General features: G+C 36.6%; 18 protein-coding genes and 1 other annotated feature. Of the genes, 6 read left to right on the top strand and 12 right to left on the bottom strand.

From position 1 onward, the window contains the following. The first annotated feature begins 107 nt into the window (after positions 1 to 107). Positions 108 to 2033, top strand: coding sequence for a heavy metal translocating P-type ATPase (locus JFT95_RS00655; RefSeq protein ID WP_201051128.1), 1926 nt, complete (start codon positions 108 to 110; stop codon positions 2031 to 2033). 182 nt (positions 2034 to 2215) lie between these two features. Here JFT95_RS00655 and JFT95_RS00650 read toward each other — a convergent pair whose 3' ends face one another. Genes JFT95_RS00650 through JFT95_RS00640 form a run of 3 tightly spaced genes read right to left on the bottom strand, consistent with a single transcriptional unit; the run spans position 2216 to position 4148 of the window. Then, positions 2216 to 3085, bottom strand: a complete 870-nt coding sequence (locus tag JFT95_RS00650) for a YihY/virulence factor BrkB family protein (RefSeq protein WP_002063656.1) — start codon at positions 3083 to 3085, stop codon at positions 2216 to 2218. Positions 3086 to 3090: 5 nt separating this feature from the next. Beyond that, complete coding sequence (locus JFT95_RS00645; RefSeq protein WP_002191833.1) at positions 3091 to 3606, bottom strand: DUF4075 domain-containing protein; 516 nt, start codon at positions 3604 to 3606, stop codon at positions 3091 to 3093. A 53-nt stretch (positions 3607 to 3659) separates the two neighbouring features. Next, a complete protein-coding gene (locus JFT95_RS00640; protein ID WP_201051127.1) occupies positions 3660 to 4148 on the bottom strand; it encodes a low molecular weight protein-tyrosine-phosphatase in 489 nt (162 codons plus the stop codon). A gap of 149 nt (positions 4149 to 4297) precedes the next feature. On the opposite strand from JFT95_RS00640, the gene JFT95_RS00635 reads away from it, so the two are divergent. After that, entirely contained in the window at positions 4298 to 4522 is a 225-nt protein-coding gene (locus tag JFT95_RS00635) for a DUF1128 domain-containing protein (RefSeq protein ID WP_002010236.1), read from the top strand. A gap of 192 nt (positions 4523 to 4714) precedes the next feature. Next, entirely contained in the window at positions 4715 to 7381 is a 2667-nt protein-coding gene (locus tag JFT95_RS00630; RefSeq protein ID WP_201051126.1) for a cation-translocating P-type ATPase, read from the top strand. A 34-nt stretch (positions 7382 to 7415) separates the two neighbouring features. On the opposite strand, the gene JFT95_RS00625 is transcribed toward JFT95_RS00630, so the two are convergent. From JFT95_RS00625 to JFT95_RS00595, 7 genes are all read right to left on the bottom strand, one after another. Beyond that, complete coding sequence (locus JFT95_RS00625) at positions 7416 to 8498, bottom strand: toxic anion resistance protein (protein WP_002029585.1); 1083 nt, start codon at positions 8496 to 8498, stop codon at positions 7416 to 7418. 18 nt (positions 8499 to 8516) lie between these two features. After that, positions 8517 to 10148, bottom strand: coding sequence for a YceG family protein (locus JFT95_RS00620; RefSeq protein ID WP_088004531.1), 1632 nt, complete (start codon positions 10146 to 10148; stop codon positions 8517 to 8519). Positions 10149 to 10258: 110 nt separating this feature from the next. Beyond that, complete coding sequence (locus tag JFT95_RS00615) at positions 10259 to 11050, bottom strand: TerC family protein (RefSeq protein WP_087996684.1); 792 nt, start codon at positions 11048 to 11050, stop codon at positions 10259 to 10261. A gap of 73 nt (positions 11051 to 11123) precedes the next feature. Further along, complete coding sequence (locus JFT95_RS00610) at positions 11124 to 11702, bottom strand: TerD family protein (protein ID WP_002010227.1); 579 nt, start codon at positions 11700 to 11702, stop codon at positions 11124 to 11126. An 80-nt stretch (positions 11703 to 11782) separates the two neighbouring features. Further along, entirely contained in the window at positions 11783 to 12367 is a 585-nt protein-coding gene (locus tag JFT95_RS00605; protein WP_002124998.1) for a TerD family protein, read from the bottom strand. A gap of 23 nt (positions 12368 to 12390) precedes the next feature. Beyond that, a complete protein-coding gene (locus tag JFT95_RS00600; protein ID WP_002029589.1) occupies positions 12391 to 12987 on the bottom strand; it encodes a TerD family protein in 597 nt (198 codons plus the stop codon). A gap of 128 nt (positions 12988 to 13115) precedes the next feature. Beyond that, positions 13116 to 13994 carry an ROK family protein gene (locus JFT95_RS00595; protein WP_201051125.1) on the bottom strand — a complete coding sequence of 293 codons (879 nt, stop codon included), beginning with the start codon at positions 13992 to 13994 and terminating at the stop codon, positions 13116 to 13118. 207 nt (positions 13995 to 14201) lie between these two features. Here JFT95_RS00595 and JFT95_RS29395 point away from each other — a divergent pair, with 207 nt between their 5' ends. After that, the gene (locus JFT95_RS29395; protein ID WP_242487597.1) at positions 14202 to 15311 is read left to right on the top strand and encodes a cell wall anchor protein; all 1110 of its coding nucleotides are present in this window, start codon (positions 14202 to 14204) and stop codon (positions 15309 to 15311) included. A 267-nt stretch (positions 15312 to 15578) separates the two neighbouring features. Here JFT95_RS29395 and proS read toward each other — a convergent pair whose 3' ends face one another. Together proS and JFT95_RS00575 are read right to left on the bottom strand one after the other, a co-directional pair. Beyond that, a complete protein-coding gene (gene proS, locus JFT95_RS00580; protein ID WP_002124994.1) occupies positions 15579 to 17009 on the bottom strand; it encodes a proline--tRNA ligase in 1431 nt (476 codons plus the stop codon). A 45-nt stretch (positions 17010 to 17054) separates the two neighbouring features. Further along, positions 17055 to 17262, bottom strand: a binding site (T-box leader). Positions 17263 to 17355: 93 nt separating this feature from the next. Beyond that, positions 17356 to 17649, bottom strand: coding sequence for a YesK-like family protein (locus JFT95_RS00575; RefSeq protein ID WP_002124993.1), 294 nt, complete (start codon positions 17647 to 17649; stop codon positions 17356 to 17358). Positions 17650 to 17803: 154 nt separating this feature from the next. Between JFT95_RS00575 and JFT95_RS00570 the strand changes: the two genes are divergently transcribed. Together JFT95_RS00570 and JFT95_RS00565 are read left to right on the top strand one after the other, a co-directional pair. Beyond that, positions 17804 to 19117 (top strand): alkaline phosphatase family protein, encoded by a 1314-nt coding sequence (locus JFT95_RS00570; RefSeq protein WP_201051120.1) that lies wholly within the window; start codon positions 17804 to 17806, stop codon positions 19115 to 19117. Between the two features lie 108 nt (positions 19118 to 19225). After that, positions 19226 to 20509 (top strand): MFS transporter, encoded by a 1284-nt coding sequence (locus tag JFT95_RS00565; RefSeq protein WP_078204724.1) that lies wholly within the window; start codon positions 19226 to 19228, stop codon positions 20507 to 20509. Positions 20510 to 20527: the final 18 nt, after the last annotated feature.

Raw genomic sequence — 20527 nt, 5'->3', positions numbered from 1 at the left:
TTCAACAGAAATGCTGCTATCCATTATGGATGGCAGCTTTCGTCGTTTTATAGGGGTTTCGATTTTGATTCTTTTTCTCAATAAGAATTCGGAAGGAGCGAGTATTAATGAACGCAGAAGTAAAAACATTACAAGCACAAAAAGATATTTCTAATCCCTCTTTATGGGATACATTAAAGAAACATTATGAACTTATATTTGCAATCGCATCTGGTATTTTTATTTTAGCTGGTTGGTTATTCACAAAAAATGATGTAATAAGTGCAGGTATTACTTTATATATCCTTGCTTATGTAATTGGAGGATTTGCAAAAGCGAAAGAAGGTATTGAAGACACAATTGAAGAGAAAGAGCTAAATGTTGAAATGCTCATGATTTTTGCAGCTATCGGTGCCGCAGTTATTGGTTACTGGGCAGAGGGTGCTATTTTAATCTTCATCTTTGCATTAAGCGGAGCAATGGAATCTTATACATTAAGTAAAAGCCAAAAAGAAATTTCAGCGCTTCTTGATCTACAACCTGAAGAAGCATTACGTATTTCAAACGGAACTCCGGAACGTGTTCCAGTTGAACAATTACAAATTAACGATATTATTTTAATTAAGCCAGGTGAGCGTGTTCCTGCTGATGGCACTATTCATACTGGTGAAACAAATATTGATGAAGCTGCTATTACAGGAGAACCCATTCCGAATGAGAAAAAATTCGGCGATGAAGTATTTGCCGGCACTGTAAATTTACGTGGTGCTATTGAAGTTAAAATTACGAAGCCGAGCGATCAAACATTATTCCAAAAGATTATTCGTCTCGTTCAAAGTGCACAAAGCGAAAAATCCCCATCACAACTATTCATCGAAAAATTTGAAGGAACATACGTAAAAGGTGTACTACTTGTTGTTGCGCTTATGATGTTTGTTCCTCATTTCTTACTTGATTGGAGTTGGAATGAAACGTTTTATCGCGCGATGATTTTACTTGTAGTCGCTTCTCCTTGTGCGCTAGTTGCAGCCATTACACCGGCAACTTTATCAGCAATTTCAAACGGAGCGAGAAACGGTATTCTCTTTAAAGGTGGTATTCATTTAGAACGTCTAGCTTCAGTAAAGGCGATTGCCTTTGATAAAACAGGAACATTAACACAAGGAAAACCTACTGTAACAGATGTATATGTTCGAGAAGACATAGCAGAAAGTGAAGTACTTTCTATTACAGCAGCGATTGAAAGTCACTCTACACATCCTTTAGCAGAAGCGATTGTTAAATATGCAAAACATGCTTACGACATTACGATAAAAAAACCAGAAAACGTTGAAGATGTAACTGGTTTTGGATTAAAAGGAATATTAGAAAACAAATCTTATAAAATTGGTAAAGCTGATTTTATTGGAGAAGAAACAAAGACATTTCATAATGGCATTTCTGCTTCACTTGAAAAAGAGGGGAAAACTGTCGTTTATATTAGTGATGAGGATGGTATTCTTGGACTAATCGCTTTAAAAGATACCCTTCGCCAAGAAACGATAGCGGCTATTCGTGATTTGCAAAGCATTGGTGTCGAAGCAATCATGATTACTGGTGATAATGAAGAAACAGCAAAAGCAATTGCCAATGAAAGTAATATAAAAGAATATTACGCATCATGTTTACCGGAAACAAAAGTTGAAACGATAAAGCAGTTAAAAGAAAAGTACGGCATAGTCGCCATGGTTGGAGATGGTATAAACGATGCACCTGCACTCGCTACTTCTAGTATTGGTGTTGCAATGGGTGAAGGAACAGACGTAGCATTAGAGACTGCAGACGTTGTTCTTATGAAAAACGAATTATCTCGTCTCTCTCAAGCAATCCGTTTATCAAAACGAATGAACCGTATTGTGAAGCAAAACGTTATCTTCTCTTTAGCCGTCATTGCAATGCTGATTTGTTCTAATTTCTTGCAGTTTTTAGCTCTTCCATTCGGTGTTATTGGACATGAAGGAAGTACCATTCTTGTAATCTTGAATGGCTTACGATTATTAAAAGGAAATAAGTAACGGGTCCCTGATAAAGGACCCGTTTTTTTTAATGGTAGCTATTGTGACCGTTCGCACTACTGCTCGTTTTATGCTTTGGATGCGAACTGCTCTTTTGTTTATTATTACTTTTATTATTGTGGTTCTTTTTATTATTACTCATGAAATATCCCCCCTGTTCCCTTTTATTATGGAACAAGAGCTCATTTTTCATTACGGGAATTATTGTCACCCGTTCTATAATGATGGAGTAAACCATTAATTTCACCGCCAAGTAAAATTACCCACGCAGTTAAGTAAAACCATAACATTAAAATAATGATACCACCGAGACCACCATATGTATTAGCGTAATTTGCAAATTTATCTACATAATAGGCAAATGAGTACGATACCACAATCCATCCTACAGTAGCAAATATTGCTCCCGATATGACTTCTCTTCGCTTTAATTTCCGATCAGGCGCAAATGTATATAAAAAGCTAAACAAAGCGATTAAGACAAAGAAACTTGCTACTAAACGCGTAATACTCCAAACATAAGAAAAACTATCCGATAAACCAATTGCTTTAAACACGGCTGCCCCAATCACTTGTCCAAATACTGGGACAATTAGTGCAAACACAATCATAAAAATTATCGCTAACGTGAACACGATAGATAAAGCTCTTGTTTTAATAAAGGAACGAGTTTCTGTTACATCATAAGCGCGGTTAAAAGCGTTCATAACCGCATTCACCCCGTTTGAAGCAAACCATAACATCGATAGTAAACCGAATGATAATAAACCACCATTTTGTTCGTTTACAACTTTATCTACGTTTACTTCAATTAAGTTCATCGCATCTTCTGGTACGTACGGTTCTAATAAATTGAGCACACTTTCTGTTTGAAGGTCAATAAAGCCAAGAAGCGTAATTAAGAAAACAAGCCCAGGGAAAATCGCAAGCAAGAAGAAATAAGCGAGCTGTGCTGCTAAGCCCGCTACATCATCGCGCATCGTCCGGTCATATAAATCTTTCCCAAACGAAAAGGTGCGATTTCTTTTTGCTTTTTCTAGAAATTTCCTCATATTTTTTAGACGCTTTTCTTCTCTTCTTTATTTTGCTTTAGCTCAATGTATGCTTCAGTTTTTTTTTCCTCTGCATTTGAGTCCTTCATAAATAATTCACGCGCTTCTTTCATACCACCATCTTCAGCTACTACTGGCTCTTCTTCTGCTTTAAGCTCATCTACCTTTGGAGATACAGCTTGAATTTCAATCGTTTCCGGCTTTTCTACTGGCACAACTTTTCTCTTACTAAAAATTTCTTTCGTCTCTTTTAACGTTTCTACAACAGACGGCGTCAATTTTTTGATTTCTGCTACTTTCGCTTTTACTACATTGAAATCAGCAAGTTCGCGTCCTTTATCTGTAACAGTTTGCACTTTTTCTTTTATCTTCGAATTTTCACCAATTTCAATCATCTTTGTTTTTGCTTTTTCTGCCGTGTTTTTTACTTTTTCACGGTTTTCTTTCTTTAACATAGATACAGCTACACCTGCAGCTACACCAATCGCAATGTTTCGAGCAATATTATTTTTCTTTGCCATATTCCTTCACCCTTTCATTTCTTATATTAGAAAGTATTACTTTCTAAGCTTCCTCATATTCCTTGTTCATTTCGAATGAAAGCTACTAGCTTTGCACACCCTTCTGTTACAAGGTCATACACTTCTTGGAAGTTCCCTGTAAAGTAAGGGTCAGGAACGTCTGTCCAGCCACCGTCTGGAACACAATCGGACAGTCTACCAATATAGCCTTCAGTTTTACCAAAACTTTTTAAATCCGCTATATTCTTGTTGTCCATGGCAATAATATAATCAAACTTTGTTAAGTCTTCTTTTTCTACTTGCCGTGCTTTAATTCCTTCAAAAGAGACTTCATTTTCTTTTAAAATTTTTTTTGTTCCTTTATGTGGCGGATGACCAATATGCCAATCTCCAGTTCCTGCAGAATCAATGACACTTTTCTCTTCGAGTCCCTCTTTTACGACAAGATCCCGAAAAATTGCTTCTGCCATTGGAGAACGACAAATGTTCCCAAGACAAACAATACTCGGACCATATTTTTGTTTCTTCCCTTCTTGGTGCATTTCTTACTATATACTTATATAGTATAAACAACCAATTATTAATTATAAAGGAAATCCCTACTAATTTAATAGGATTGAAAAGTTTCATTAACGAAAATGATAAAAAAATGTTAAGATAACCTTATGTTATTTTAAAGGGGGACACTTCGGTGGATTTATCCGTAAAATCAGAAGCAAACGTTGAATATATGGTAGAAGCTATTAAAGAAAAATTACGCATGGTTAATGCTGGAGCAATGAGAGCTGCTAGTTTTAACGAAGAAATGTACGAGGACTTACGTGACATTTATGAGCACGTTATGAAACGTGAAACATTCAGTATTAGTGAAATGCAAGCTATTACTGAGGAATTAGGTACATTAATTAAAAAATGACAAAGAGCCTCAAGTATTCGAGGCTCTTTTAATTTCAACAAATTCATGACAACTCTTCTCTTTTCCTCCTCACATTCTAAATTACTGTACAATGAAAGTAGAACCTCACCTTAGATTTTTTCTCCATACATACTACTCTCAAAAAATTGCCACACTACCATTGCTAACTGTTTTTACTGGAGGTGCTTACTTATGAGCAATTGGTACAGTAAGACGAAAAATCAAACATTAATCGACCTAGAAACAAATGAACAACACGGTTTAACAGATAAAATCGTAAATGAACGTTTAAAGCAATATGGTTCTAATGAATTAGCTACCAAACAAAAACGTACTTTATGGCAGCGCGTTTTCGCCCAAATTAATGACGTCCTCGTATATGTCCTTATTATCGCGTCCCTTATTTCCGCCTTTGTAGGTGAATGGGCTGATGCAAGTATTATCGCGCTCGTTGTAGTTTTAAATGCTGTTATTGGTGTAATCCAAGAATCGAAAGCGGAACAGGCTTTAGAAGCATTGAAAAAGATGGCAACACCTAAAGCTATCGTAAAGCGAGATGGTGAACTAAAAGAGATTCCATCTGAGCACGTCGTTCCAGGTGATATCGTTATGCTTGATGCTGGGCGGTATATCCCCTGCGATTTACGACTTATCGAAACTGCGAATTTAAAAATTGAAGAATCTGCTCTAACTGGTGAATCTGTCCCTGTCGATAAAGATGCAGTCTACCACCCTTCCATGCAAAATGATGAGCAAGTACCATTAGGTGATCAAAAAAACATGGCCTTTATGTCGACGTTAGTAACATACGGACGTGGCATCGGTGTTGCTGTTGAAACTGGGATGCATTCACAAATTGGCAAGATCGCTACCCTTTTACATGAAGCAGACGATGATATGACACCACTTCAAAAAAGCTTAGCACAAGTAGGAAAATATTTAGGATTTGTCGCTGTAGCTATTTGCACTACTATGTTTCTCATCGGTTTTTTACAGGGCCGGGATACGTTAGAAATGTTTATGACCGCAATTAGTTTAGCTGTTGCAGCCATTCCAGAAGGCTTACCAGCTATCGTTTCCATCGTTCTTGCAATTGGTGTTCAGCGTATGATTAAACAAAACGTTATCATTCGTAAACTACCCGCTGTTGAAGCTCTCGGTTCTGTCACAATTATTTGTTCAGATAAAACAGGTACATTAACTCAAAATAAAATGACCGTTACTCACTTTTATAGTGATCGCACCTACGACCAGCTAGAAAATTTGAATGTAAATAATGATGCACACCGTCTATTATTAGAAAATATGGTTTTATGCAACGATGCCTCTTACGGTGCCGACTCACAAACAGGGGATCCTACAGAAATTGCCCTTCTTGTTGCCGGAAGCTCTTTTAACATTCAAAAAGATCATTTAGAAAATAAACATGAACGTGTTAACGAATTGCCTTTCGATTCTGATCGTAAAATGATGTCAACTGTACATACGTACGATGAAGGCTACTATAGCATGACGAAAGGTGCTATTGATAAACTTTTACCTCACTGTACCCATATCTTTATAAATAATAAACTTGAGGTCCTAAAAGATTCTGATAAAAATCAAATATTAGAAGCTGCCGGGTCAATGTCGCAAGAAGCCTTAAGAGTACTTTCATTCGCATATAAACGATACGATTTAAACGATATGGATATAAATCATCTCGAAGAAAATCTCATCTTTATCGGTCTTGTCGGTATGATTGATCCACCACGTACAGAAGTAAAAGATTCAATTACAGAATGTAAAAAGGCTGGTATTCGCACAGTTATGATTACGGGTGATCATAAGGATACCGCCTTTGCAATTGCCAAAGAACTTGGCATTGCTGAAGAAATATCTGAAATTATGATTGGAACTGAATTAGATAACATTCCAGATACAGAACTAGCAAGTAAAATTAATCACTTAAATGTATTTGCTAGGGTCTCTCCAGAACATAAAGTGAAGATTATAAAAGCATTACGTGCTAAAGGAAATATCGTTTCCATGACTGGTGACGGTGTAAATGATGCTCCATCTTTAAAACAAGCAGATGTTGGAGTAGCAATGGGAATTACAGGAACAGATGTCGCAAAAGGCGCAGCAGATGTAGTTTTAACAGATGATAACTTCTCATCTATTGTGAAAGCTGTTGAAGAAGGAAGAAATATTTATCGTAATATTAAAAAGTCTATTCTCTTCCTACTTTCTTGTAACTTCGGCGAAATTATAGCTCTCTTTTTAGCTATTTTACTCGGCTGGGCAACACCACTACGCCCTATTCACATTTTGTGGGTAAATTTAATTACAGATACACTGCCTGCATTATCACTCGGTGTTGATCCTGAAGATCCAGATGTGATGAAGGAAAAACCACGACATGCGAAAGAAAGCTTATTTAGCGGCAGCGTTCCTTTTCTTATTTTCAATGGGGTTGTAATTGGACTTCTTACTTTAACAGCCTTTATCGTTGGGGCAAAGCTCTATACAGGAGATACAAATTTATTTCCTCTCTTCCCAGAGCAAATTGATGAAGACGCGCTATTACACGCTCAAACGATGGCATTTGTCGTTCTTAGTTTCTCTCAACTCGTTCATTCATTTAACTTACGTTCAAGAACGAAATCAATTTTTTCAATTGGGATATTTACAAATAAATATTTAGTCTTCTCACTTCTAATCGGTGTTCTTATGCAAGTGTGTATCATCTCCATCCCACCTCTTGCCAATATATTCGGTGTGCATGCATTAACAATGCGAGATTGGGGATTTGTTCTCTTGTTAAGTATCATTCCGCTTGTTGTGAATGAAATCATTAAATTAGTTAAGAGAAACTAAAAGGCAATGAGGACTGTTCCTCATTGCCTTTTCTTTATCCTTGTAATTCTTTTTTGATGTTCTCTGTTAATGTAGCCATACGCTTACGACTTTCTTCACGCTCACGTTTATTTTGCTCTTCAATTTGTTGTGTTTCTTGCATACCTCTTGAAATAATGTTCCAAGTTTCCTCAAGTGTTTCCATCTTAATACTAGAAGAACCTGATAATCTCGCTACTTCCACACTTTGAGTTGCGATATTTTGTGCATTTTTCTTAAGTAATTCATTTGTACGGCGATCAAGTTCAGCCATAGAGTCCGCAACAAGCTTTTGACGTTTCGCATTTACCGCTTGAATGATACCATTTTTAAAGATAGGAATCGTTGTAATAAATGCTGTATTGATTTTACCGATTAATTTATTGTTACCGCGTTGAATCATACGAATTTGTGGTGCTGTTAATAGAGCAACCATACGTGCTTTTTCTAAATCATCAATACGTTGTTCTAAAATTTCAACAGAGTTTTTAAGCGATTCTAATTCAATACCCGCTAACTGATCATTATTACGTATGCGCTCTTCGTACATCGGAACTAACTCTGTATTTAAACGCTCTAATAACATTTCCCCTGCTACTACGTATTTTTCTAAGTCTAAATAATACTTTAAGTTTTGCTCATATAAACCATCTAACGTACCAATTGATTTTTTCATTTCATCTTGATACTTCGTAATTTCTACGTATACTTTATCCATTTCGCGACCCATCGTCTGATACTTACTAAAGATTTGTTCAATCATTTTATCTGCTTTTTTGAACATACGTGAGAAGAAACCACTTTTCTCTTCCGCAAAGTCTTTACTATCAAATCTGTCCATAATTTTACCAAGCTGTTTTAATAATTCACCAGAGTCTTCTACTTTCGATAAAGACATTGTATGTAAAATTTGATCAGCGAAACGTGAAATTTCCATAGAAGGTTCTTTTCCGAGTTCAATTAATTCTAATTGATCTTTAATGTCTACTGCGTTATAAATACGTTGCACTTCTGCATCTTGTCTAAGTTGCAAGCGAACATCTTGTGCGGTTTGCTCATTCAATTCTGTTTTCGAATCTAGTACGACTGGGTTATTCATATGGTATTCTCCCTTTCCTTATAAAAATGGACGAAATAGTCCTTTTATTGTTTGTGATAAATTTTTATAGGCTGATGAACCATGAAATTCAAGATCGAAATTAACTTCTTCAAGCCAATGTGAATCAAATGCTCCTGATTGAATATACGGTTCAATATCGTTTCTCCCCGTTGGATTAAAGTGGAATACATCTACTCCAATTTGATTTAAAAATAGTAATAACACAGCATCAGAACGACTTAATTCTCCGCTCTTCTCATTATTAAATATAACAATTTTCGGTACTTCTTGCGAATAATCAAATTTCTCAAGCTGCTCTAAAATGTTCGGTGGTATTTGAGAGAGTTGTGCGAAAACATACAGTGCTACATCTTGTTTCGTCTCTTTCGCAATTGGTTTACACATTTCACTTTCGCACGTATGGATGATTGCTTCTGCAATACCATGTTGTAATCCTTCTGGTAAACGCTTATGCGGCCACCAATGGCTGTTCATAATTAAATCCGGATGTAACTTTCCCCCGCGGTCCAATGCATCTCGATAATGATATTGGAAATTCGCTTTTTGTTCTTTCGTGAACGGGAATGTATTAATCAAGAAACTGTTATCAAATGATGTAACAGCCTTTAGTCGCTGAAAATATTCTTTATCATTCTTTGAAACACCTGATATTTTTGCAAATAAAGAAGGAATATAAATATGCTTATTTTCAACAAAGAATGTTGGGCGTACAAATGCCTTTTCTTTCGTAATTAAAAAGAGTTCATCGTACGTTGTTTTGAGCGTACGGGCTACAGGTGTATACGAACGGAATTGCCACGGTTTGTATAATAATGAATTATCGTGGTGAAGTACTTGCTCGATTTCTTTTGAAGCTTGATAAGCTACTGTTGCGACGCGTTCACGACGCCGATCAGGAAATGGTTCCAATGAAATACGGCCTGAATGAGATACGACAAAGGTCTTTCCTTCCTCATCTACACTCTCAAATCCATCTTTTCCTTCTGGGTGATAATAAAGCACATCACAGCCGAGCATAATAAGAAAGTATAAGAAATATATACGACTCTCCGTCGCATCACCGTACCAAACGATACGTGGCATTTGTTTCTTATAATTAATCGTAGAGAACCACTTCGCTACGTAATTTTCACTTAATTTAATCATATCGATTAAGAAACGCCGGAATCCTTCTGTTTTTAAAGATTGATTATGTTGTTTCTCATACAATTTCAATACAGAAATAAACTTTGTATGTATATAATGCTGTAAATCAGGATTGTCTACTTGCGGTAATAGTTGTTTTCCAGACAAATGTGCTACAAGCCTATTTACTGTAAGTCCATTCGGCGCTTCTTGATGTAATGCAAAAACTTCTTGAATATGGCGCAGTTTTTCGGGATCAATCACCTTATTTAAATTTTGTTCATGCAAAACCTCAATCCCTTTTGCTTCACTATAATCAAATAGTTCATTGAAATATTCATCTACATCATTCGGAACACCAAGAATGCGACTTGCTATATAACTAAATTTCATCTCATTCTCTGTCAGTTCATATTGTGGGCGTTTTTCTAAAAGCGCTTCAAATTGCTTTAAATCTGATTCATCTTTTAATGCACATGGTTGAAGTGTAAAACGTGAAAACACAACAGTTCACCTCCAAAAACATTTACGTTTTTTATAAAGTCTCTCTTCTATTATAAACTATTTTTAGTTATAAAAAATGGGCGCTCGCATAACGAGCAAACCCATTTCAATTATTTATGTTCATTTTTAGTAGCTGCAACTTCTTCTTTAGCTTGTCCAGAATTCTTCATGTAGTGAAGTATAAATGTTGCTCCAAACGCTATAACTAAAATAATAAAGAACAGCGTATGACTTACTTCAATATGAATGACAGACAGTAGCATTTTTGCTGCAATAATTAAGATTAAAATATATGCTGTCGTTTCAAGTTCTGGAATACGCTCTAACAATTTTAAGAATACGCCAGCAATACCGCGCATCATTAAAATACCGAGCATTCCACCTAATAGTAAAATCCAAACTTCATTCGATACACCAAATGCAGCAAGTACACTATCTACAGAGAATGCGATATCCATTAATTCAACCATCGCAACTGTCCCCCAGAAGACACCAAACATTCTGAAGAGAATACTATTTTGGTTCATACCATGAGCTTCCTCTTCTTCTGCATTACCTTTTCTTTTATCAATGAAGTATTTAACTGAAAGCCAAGCTAAGTAAAGTGCACCTAACACTTTTACCCATGCTAATTTAATTAAGAACATTCCAATTCCAATTGCAATAAAACGGAATACATAAGCTCCAATAAGTCCATAGAATAATGCTTTTTTTCGTTTTTCTTCTGGAAGATGTTTTACCATTACCGCTAACACAAGTGCATTGTCAGCAGATAATAACCCTTCAAGTACAACAAGTGTACCTATTAACCCCCAAGATACTGGATCTTGTAACACTTTAATCCACATGTCCAAGTCGAAAAACTGAGCATACGTATCAAGGATTCCTTGCAAAATACTCATCTTACCTTTATCCCCTATTCTTTGCTAGATTTATAGAAAGGTCAAAAAAAGGAAACGAATACCGTTTCCCTTCTTATGCATCCAAGCCATACGCTCTTACAAGCGCACCTAATCCACCTTGGAATCCACTTCCTACTGCACTAAACTTCCACTGTCCATTATGACGATATAATTCACAAAAGACAACTGCTGTTTCAATGGAGAAATCTTCCCCTAAATCAAAACGAAGAACTTCTTCGTTTGTTTCTTCATTTGCTAAACGCACGAATGCATTTGCAACCTGTCCAAAGTTTTGATTACGGCCTTCTCCATCATAAATTGTAACTGTAATAGCAATTTTATGAACATCTGCTGGAACCTTTTTCAAATCGACAACAAGTTGCTCATCATCACCGTCACCTGCACCTGTACGGTTATCTCCTGTATGTAAAACTGATTCACAAGGAGACTGTAAATTATTATAGAAAATAAAATCAGTTTCCTTCGTACATTTCCCGTTCGCATCTAATAAAAAGGCAGATGCATCTAAATCGAAATCAGATCCACCATCATAAGATTTAATATCCCATCCAAGACCAATTACTGCTCTTGATAAACCTGGGCTTGTTTTAGCTAAATCTATTTTCTGTCCTTTTTGCAATTGAATAACCATATATTTTCACCTCTATATTTTAATTTCAAAAAATATATCCATCAGTAAATACGCGTTTCACCGATGGATATATAAATCTATTACTCTACATCTAAACCAAAGTTATTACATAGAGAACCTAATCCACCTTGGAATCCACTTCCGATTGCATTGAATTTCCATTCACCTGCGTGACGGTATAATTCACTTACTACTACTGCAGTTTCAATAGAGAAATCTTCTCCTAAATCGTAACGAATTAATTCTGCATTCTTTTCTTCATCCATAATGCGTACGAAAGAGTTAGAAACTTGTCCGAAGTTTTGGCTACGGCCTTCTCCATCATAAATTGTAATTGTGAAGCAAATACGCTCGATATGTGCAGGAACATTTTTTAAGTCTATTTTAATTGTTTCATCGTCGCCTTCACCTGCACCTGTACGGTTATCTCCTAAATGCTCTACAGCACCATTCGCACCTTTTGGATTATTATAGAAAACGAAATCCTCTGCTCCTGAAACTTTACCGTTAGCACCTACTAAGAAGATACTAACATCTAAATCGAAATCGCTTTGTCCGTCATAACGATTCGTATCCCAACCAAGTCCTACAAGAACTTTCGAAAGACCTGGATTTGTTTTTGTTAAGTCTACCTTTTGTCCTTTTTTCAATGAAATTGATGCCATATACAATTCCTCCTTGGTTTATCTTATTGGTAACGTGATACAATCTCACTTAAGTTTTTATCTTGTGTTCCTTCTCCAACTGCTGAAAACTTCCATTCGTTTCCGTCTCGATACATTTCCCCTGCAATTAAAGTCATTTTGCCAGCGTAATTATCTGACAAGTTATAACGTGCTAATTCTTCACCTGTTTGTGGGTTTTGAATACGAATATATGCATTGCGAATCATCCCAAAGTCTTGACGACGATTTACACAGTCATAAATATTTACAACGAATACTAAACGATTAATACGGCTCGGAACTTTATGTAATTCTACGAAAATTGTTTCGTCGTCACCAGCGCCTTCACCTGTTAAATTATCTCCTGAATGAATGATACTACCACAAGTAGAAAGTTTGTTGCCGAAGTAAACTAGATCATTTTTGTTTAAAAAACGATCCCCTTCTAACATAACGACAGATGCATCACAATCTACACTTGGTTTACTTCCAAATAAAGAAGACAGAAACCCACCTGATTGCCCAATTGGATCCCAGCCTAAGCCAACCTGCAGTTTCGCTACTCTCGGTTGTCCTTTTGTTAAATCAATCTTTTGTCCTTTTTCTAAAATAATAGGCATGAAGTTTCTTCCTTTCTACAAAGCATTTTCCAAATCGGAAAACATTGTATTCTCCTCTTATATTGTAGCATTATTTATCTAATGAGAAAAAGGATAAATTCTCAATTATATGAAAACAGATACTATATTTATTTATACTGATGTAATAAGTGGTAAATAGAACCAATCATTCCTGCACAATTGCCGCTTTGCGCAAGTTTAATCTCACAATTACTATAAATATCTTGATTTAAGTATGTTCCTATCTCTTCCTTCACTTCATTTAAAAAATCATCTCCTCTTTCAGTAATTCCCCCACCAATAATAATCATTTTCGGATTAAAAATATAAGCAAGGTTACTAATTCCAATCGCCAAATGTTTAAAGAAAATCTTCACGGCTTGAATAACACTGCTATCACCCTTATCATATAATTCGAAAATTGTTTTACCATCCCACTCCTTTTCACCTTTATATCTTCGTACGAGATGAATTAATCCCGAAATTGAGGCAACCTCCTCAAAAGTATTCCCTTCTATTAACATGTTCCCCCATTCCCCAGCGCCAAACGAATGTCCACGGTATAACTCCCCATTTATAACAATTGCTCCACCAATGCCCGTTCCAAGCGTAAGCATAATAAAATCGCTTTCTCCCCTCCCTGTACCTTTCCATTTCTCGCCTAAGGCCGCACAATTAACATCATTTTCAATAGATACAGGAACTTTTAATACTTCTTGTAGTCTCTCAACAATAGAAATATTAGCATAACGCGGAATATGATCCACACCTCCCGTTATAACTCCTTTATCAATATCAACAATTCCCGCTGTACTAATACCAATTCCGGAAATAGTATGTTCAGTCATTAACTTTTTTGATAAACATATAAGTTTTTGAACAATTTGTTCCCCGCCCAAGTGAATTTCTGTTGGAACCTTTTTATGTATTAGTACTACCCCTATTTCTGAAACAATTCCATATTTAATTTGCGTACCACCAATATCAAATGCAATATATTCTTTCATCCGTTGCCACTTCCTCTACTGTTATGAGTGTAAATTCTCCATCACTCTACTATTTGCAAGGAATTTACATTAACTCTTTTCTCCCTTTAGAAATACACCACCTTTTTCTATATATAGTTTTTTTTGCATAAAACTCTTTTTCCTATGAAATATTACAAAGGGGTGTATTTTAGATGGAACAATAATTTTTTCTTCAGGAGGAAAACAATGACAAAAATCTTCATTCTAGCATCAACACTTTCTTTATCCTTTTTTAGCGGCTTAAATATTGGTAATGCTGCAACTGAAAACTTCCATCCAATAACAAACGCTATTGTACAAAATAACGATACTTTAGCAGAAGGTAATTCAAAAGATAATAATGAACCTCCAGGAAACAATGGTTCTCAGGACGATAGTGGTTCTGGTGGCAACGGTTCTGGTGGCAACGGTTCTGGCGGCAATGGTTCTGGCGGCAGTGGTTCTGACGGCAGTGGTTCTGACGGCAGTGGTTCTGGCGGCAATGGTTCTGGCGGCAGTGGTTCTGGCGGCAATGGTTCTGACGGCAACGGTTCTGGTGGCAATGGTTCTGGTGACAATGGCTCTGGTGGCAACGGTTCTGGTGGCAACGGTTCTGGTGGCAGTGGTTCTGGTGGCAATGGCTCCGGTGGCAACGGTTCTGGTGGCAGTGGTTCTGGCGGTAACGGCTCTGGTGGCAGTGGTTCTGGCGGTAACGGCTCTGGTGGCAGTGGTTCTGGTGACAATGGCTCTGGTGGCAATGGCTCTGGTGGCAACGGTTCTGGTGGCAGTGGTTCTGGTGGCAATGGCTCCGGTGGCAACGGTTCTGGTGGCAGTGGTTCTGGCGGTAACGGCTCTGGTGGCAGTGGTTCTGGTGACAATGGCTCTGGTGGCAGTGGTTCTGGTGACAATGGCTCTGGTGGCAATGGCTCTGGTGGCAATGGCTCTGGTGGCAACGGTTCTGGCGGTAACGGCTCTGGCGGTAACGGCTCTGGTGGCAGTGGTTCTGGTGGCAGTGGTTCTGGTGGCAGTGGTTCTGGTGGCAGTGGTTCTGGTGGCAGTGGTTCTGGTGGCAGTGGCTCTCAGGGCGGCAACCGTGTTAAAGGCGACAGCAGTTCTCAAGGTGGTAATGGCTCTCAGGGCGGCAACCGTGTTAAAGGCGATAGCGGCTCTCAAAGCGGTAACGCAAAAGATAATGCAACAAAACAAGGCAATAAATTGCCTAATACTGCAACGCATTATCCTGCATCTATTTTAATTGGTCTTTCGACATTCCTAATTGGTGTGTTACTATTTATTCGTCGTAAAAACGCAAAATAAAAAAATCATCCTTCCATCTAAAAATACATGAAACAGATTATAAAGTGAAACTTTAATCAGTGGGGATTTTGTTCATCCCCCACTGATTATTAGCCTTCACCAATCGGGCTTTTACGGGCAGCAGGGCTCCCACCTAACTTCTTAGCTCCAGCCGAATTTTGAAGTGGGAGTTTTACTACCTGGCAAATAGCGGGATAAAACTAAAAAGACTTTGATTGCATTTTATTATGCAATCAAAGTCCTTTTTGTCATCTAGTAGAAAGAGTATTAATACGCTTTTCCCCAATACACCATCTGCTTCGCTTTTTTACTACAGCAAATACATTCGTCAGCTAAACTTTCTTGTTCGAACGGAATACAACGTGAAGATACTCCAACTTCTTCTTTTAATTTTTCTTCACAAGCTAGTTCTCCACACCACATCGCTTTAATAAAACCTTGCTTTTCATCAGCCGCTTTTTTCATCTCTTCGAAATTCGTCACACTATACGTATTCTCATCGCGAAATACTTTTGCTTTGCTAAATAAAGAATGGTGAATTTCCTCAAGTAGTACTGGAATGCGTTCTTCTAATTGATCCATTGATATAAACTCTTTTTCTTTCGTATCTCGCCTTACAAGTACAACTTGATTCTTTTCAATATCCTTTGGACCAACTTCTAATCTAATTGGAACACCCTTCATTTCATACTCATTAAATTTCCAGCCAGGTGTTTTATTGCTAGCATCTATTTTTACACGTGCAACCTTCTGAATACGTCCTTGCAACTCTGTTGCTTTTTCTAACACACCTTCTTTGTGCTGAGCAATAGGAACGATAACAACTTGTACTGGAGCGACTTTCGGTGGCATTACAAGTCCGTTATTATCGCTATGAACCATAATAAGTCCACCTATCATTCTTGTTGATACACCCCAAGATGTTTGATGTACGTATTGCCATTTACCGTTACGGTCTAAAAACTTAATATCAAATGCTTCAGAGAAATTCGTTCCAAAGTTATGAGATGTTCCTGTTTGAAGTGCTTTTCCATCATGCATTAAACTTTCAATCGTATAAGTTGCCTTCGCTCCTGCAAACTTTTCTTTTTCTGTTTTTTGCCCTTTAATAACCGGAATCGCTAAATACTCTTCACAAAAAGCAGCATATAGATTTAAAATATTTAATGTTTCAATTTGAGATTCTTCTGCCGTTTCATGAATCGTATGACCTTCTTGCCATAAAAATTCAGTTGTACGAAGGAATGGTCTCGTCGTCTTCTCCCAACGAACTACTGAACACCACTGGTTATATAACTTTGGTAAATCATTATATGATTGAACAATTTTTGAAAAATGCTCACAGAATAGAGTTTCAGATGTAGGACGTATACAAAGTCTTTCCGCCAATTTCTCATCTCCGCCATGAGTAACCCATGCTACTTCAGGAGCAAATCCTTCAACATGATCTTTCTCTTTTTGTAATAAACTCTCTGGAATAAACATTGGCATGTACACATTTTCATGACCAGATTCTTTTAATTTTTCATCCATCACTTTCTGCATATTTTCCCATAATGCATAACCGTATGGACGTAAAATCATACAACCTTTCACACTTGAATAATCAACAAGCTCCGCTTTTTTTACAATATCGGTATACCACTGAGCAAAGTCTTCTTCCATTTTCGTAATGGCTTGTACTTGTTCTTTTACCATAGTTATTCTTCCTCCTTTAGAAAATAGAAAAAGCCCGCGTCCCCAAATAGGGACCGAGCTTTGTCGGCGTTACCACCCTGATTCATACACAAAAAAATTGAGTATGCTCTCTTTTTGATAACGGGAATTTCCCGCTGCATATGCAGAACTCAAAGGTAGGTTCCATATCGCCTCTTTAAGAATCTTCCAGCCAAAAGGATTCTCTCTCTGCAAAAAGGTAAGACATGTACTATTCCTTTTTCATCGTTATAACAAAATAAATTTGTTGAATATCATAATATAAATTTTATTTCAAAACAAGAGCCAATTTTCTTATTTTTATACATTTTTTTCAATTATCACTGTTTTATACGTAACTTTTCCGAACTATTTTTACAAGTTGATGAGCAACCATACCAATTAGTGTACCAATTAAAACGAAGAAACAAATAAATCCGTATCCCATTCCTTCCCAACCACCAATAGCGATCATTGTTACAGGAAAGAAAGCTAAACAAAGAAGTACTAAACTAAGTGCAAATATAATATCAAACTGTTTATCTGGAAAACGTTTCTTTAGTAAATATGACATAAAAAATACAAGGAGAACGGTGACTCCACCAATGATGTAAAAGATACCAAATCCATCTAGCCAATCCATAGTATTCCCTCCTTCCATTCATTCCCTTATACTTATTATATGTTTAATTTTTCTGAAAATAAATAACGAAATTTTATTCAAAAATATATTTTTATTACCAGGTATTAATAGTAATATATAAGAATAGGTTTTATATAATCAGGAGGGAAACTTTATGGATAAAGCATTAACAAATCACGTCATTATTTTATCTTTCGACTGCTTATCAGCTTTAGATTTTCCTATATTACAAAAACTACCTAATTTCCAAACTTTAATAAAAAAGGGCGCGATTGCGAAAAAAGTGGAGCCAATTTATCCTTCTGTAACATATCCAAGCCACTCAACAATCGTAACCGGTAATTATCCTAATAAGCATGGCGTTGTCAGCAATACATTACTTCAACCAGGACGTGATTCACCAGATTGGCATTGGTACCGAAAGTCCATTAAAGGAACAACTTTATATGATGAAGCACGCAAAGCAAATTTAACGACAGCAGCCCTTCTATGGCCTGTTACTGGAAGAGCAAATATCGATTACAATTTACCGGAAATTTTTCCAAATAGACCGTGGCAAAATCAAATTTTAGTTTCATTATTTAGCGGTAGCCCGCTATATCAATTAGATTTAAATCGTCGTTTCGGCCATATACGAAATGGATTGTCACAGCCTGAGCTTGATAATTTCGTCCTTGCTTCTGCCGTACATACAATTCAGACGAAAAAGCCTAATGTTATGTTTGTACATTTTACTGATTTAGATACTCACAGACATTACCATGGCTTCGAGTCTGAGGAAACAGTAGCTGCAATCCACAGACACGACGAACGCCTCGGAAAAATTATCCATACATTAAAAGAAAGTGGTATATACGAAGAAAGTACAATTATTGCACTTGGTGACCATAGCGCTTTAAGTGAAAACAAAGCAATCCAATTAAATGTCCTATTCTGTCAAAAAGGGCTTATATCCGTAAATAAACGTGGAAAAATACACGATTGGAAAGCTTATTGCCAAAGCTGTGATGGATCTGCCTACGTACATGTAAAGGATAAAAATGATACTGAAACGATTAAAGAGATTCAACTTCTTCTTGAAGAGCTTCTTCAGGATAAACAAAATGGAATTGAATTTATTCTGCACGATGAAGATGCAAAAGAACGTGGCGCTGATGGTAATTGCTTATTTATGCTAGAGGCCATGGAAGGTTATTACTTCATTGAAAATTATACAGGTGATTTCATAAAAGAAGTTAATAAAGAAGATGTTAATTCTAGTAAGAAATATACATTTGGAACACATGGATATTCCCCAACAAAACCTAACTATGAAACAATTTTTATGGCTGCTGGGAAAGGCATTCAAAGCGGCGTTACAATTCCGTATATGAGACTGATTGATGAAGGTCCGACTATCGCTAGGTTACTCGGTTTGCACTTAGGTGAAACAGACGGCGCAATTGTAGAGGATTTACTTCAATTGTAAAGAACTGTGTATATATGTAAAAGTTATGTAAAAATCATCACTGTTTCTCTTTTTATAATTTTTATTTTTGTACACTGTTAGTAGAACAAATTTAAGGGGGAACATTATATGAAAAAAATGTCCAGACAAGAAAAAAGCTGGATATTGTACGATTGGGCGAACTCGGTATATTCGCTCGTCATTACAACTGCATTATTTCCAATTTACTTTAAAGCAGCTGCAAAAGAAGCTGGACTATCTGGTGCAACTTCAACAGCCTATTGGGGATATGCAAACTCGTTCGCTACACTTTTAATTTCTATACTCGCTCCTATTCTCGGCACGGTTGCTGATTATAAGGGATTTAAAAAACGATTTTTCACATTCTTCTTTGGACTCGGTATCGTATTTACAAGTATGCTAGCAGTTGTTCCAACATCTCAGTGGTACTTATTACTAGGATGCTATATGCTCGCATTAGTTGGCTTTGCTGGAGCAAATATTTTTTATGATGCATTTCTAGTAGATGTTACCTCTGGAGATAGAATGGACCGAATTTCTACGCGAGGTTTTGCATTAGGTTACATTGGGAGTACAATTCCTTTTATCGGTTGTATTGCTCTTATTATTCTTGCTCAAAAAGGAACTATCCCCTTATCAGTCGGAATTGCTAGTCAAATTTCCTTTGCAATAACAGCTCTTTGGTGGGGACTATTTACGATACCAATGCTAAAAAATGTAGAGCAAACACACTATATTGAACGTCATCCAAGACCAATTGCAATGAGCTTCAAGCGCCTTGCTAATACGTTTAAAAATATTAAAGAATATAAAACTGTATTTATGTTCCTAATAGCTTACTTTTTCTACATTGATGGGGTAGATACAATTATCACTATGTCTACTGCTTACGGAACAGATCTCGGTATTAGTGCAACCAATCTATTAATCATCTTATTTGTAACACAAATTGTCGCTTGTCCATTTGCTTTATTATATGGAAAACTATCGGAAACATTTACCGGTAAAAAAATGCTATATGTCGGCATTATCATTTATATCATTATTTGCACATATGCTTATTTCTTAAAAACGACGTTTGATTTCTGGATTTTAGCAATGTTAGTTGCTACTTCTCAGGGCGGAATTCAAGCACTTAGCCGTTCTTATTTCGCAAAACTAGTACCGAAAGAATCTGCAAATGAATTCTTCGGATTTTATAATATCTTTGGTAAATTCGCGGCAATTATGGGTCCGGTATTAGTTGGTGTCACAACCCAATTAACAGGAAAAACAAACGCTGGTGTCCTTAGTATTATTGTCTTATTTATTATCGGTGGATTCTTATTAACTAGAGTACCCGAAAATAATACGTCCGTTACACCACCTAATCCGAAAACTAAAACAATATAAGAGAAAGCCCTACAATTA

The sequence above is a fragment of the Bacillus sp. TH17 genome (assembly GCF_016651125.1).
GTDB lineage: Bacteria > Bacillota > Bacilli > Bacillales > Bacillaceae_G > Bacillus_A > Bacillus_A mycoides.
Note: the sequence above shows the minus strand (reverse complement) of the source record. Positions and strands in the feature narration are given on the sequence as shown.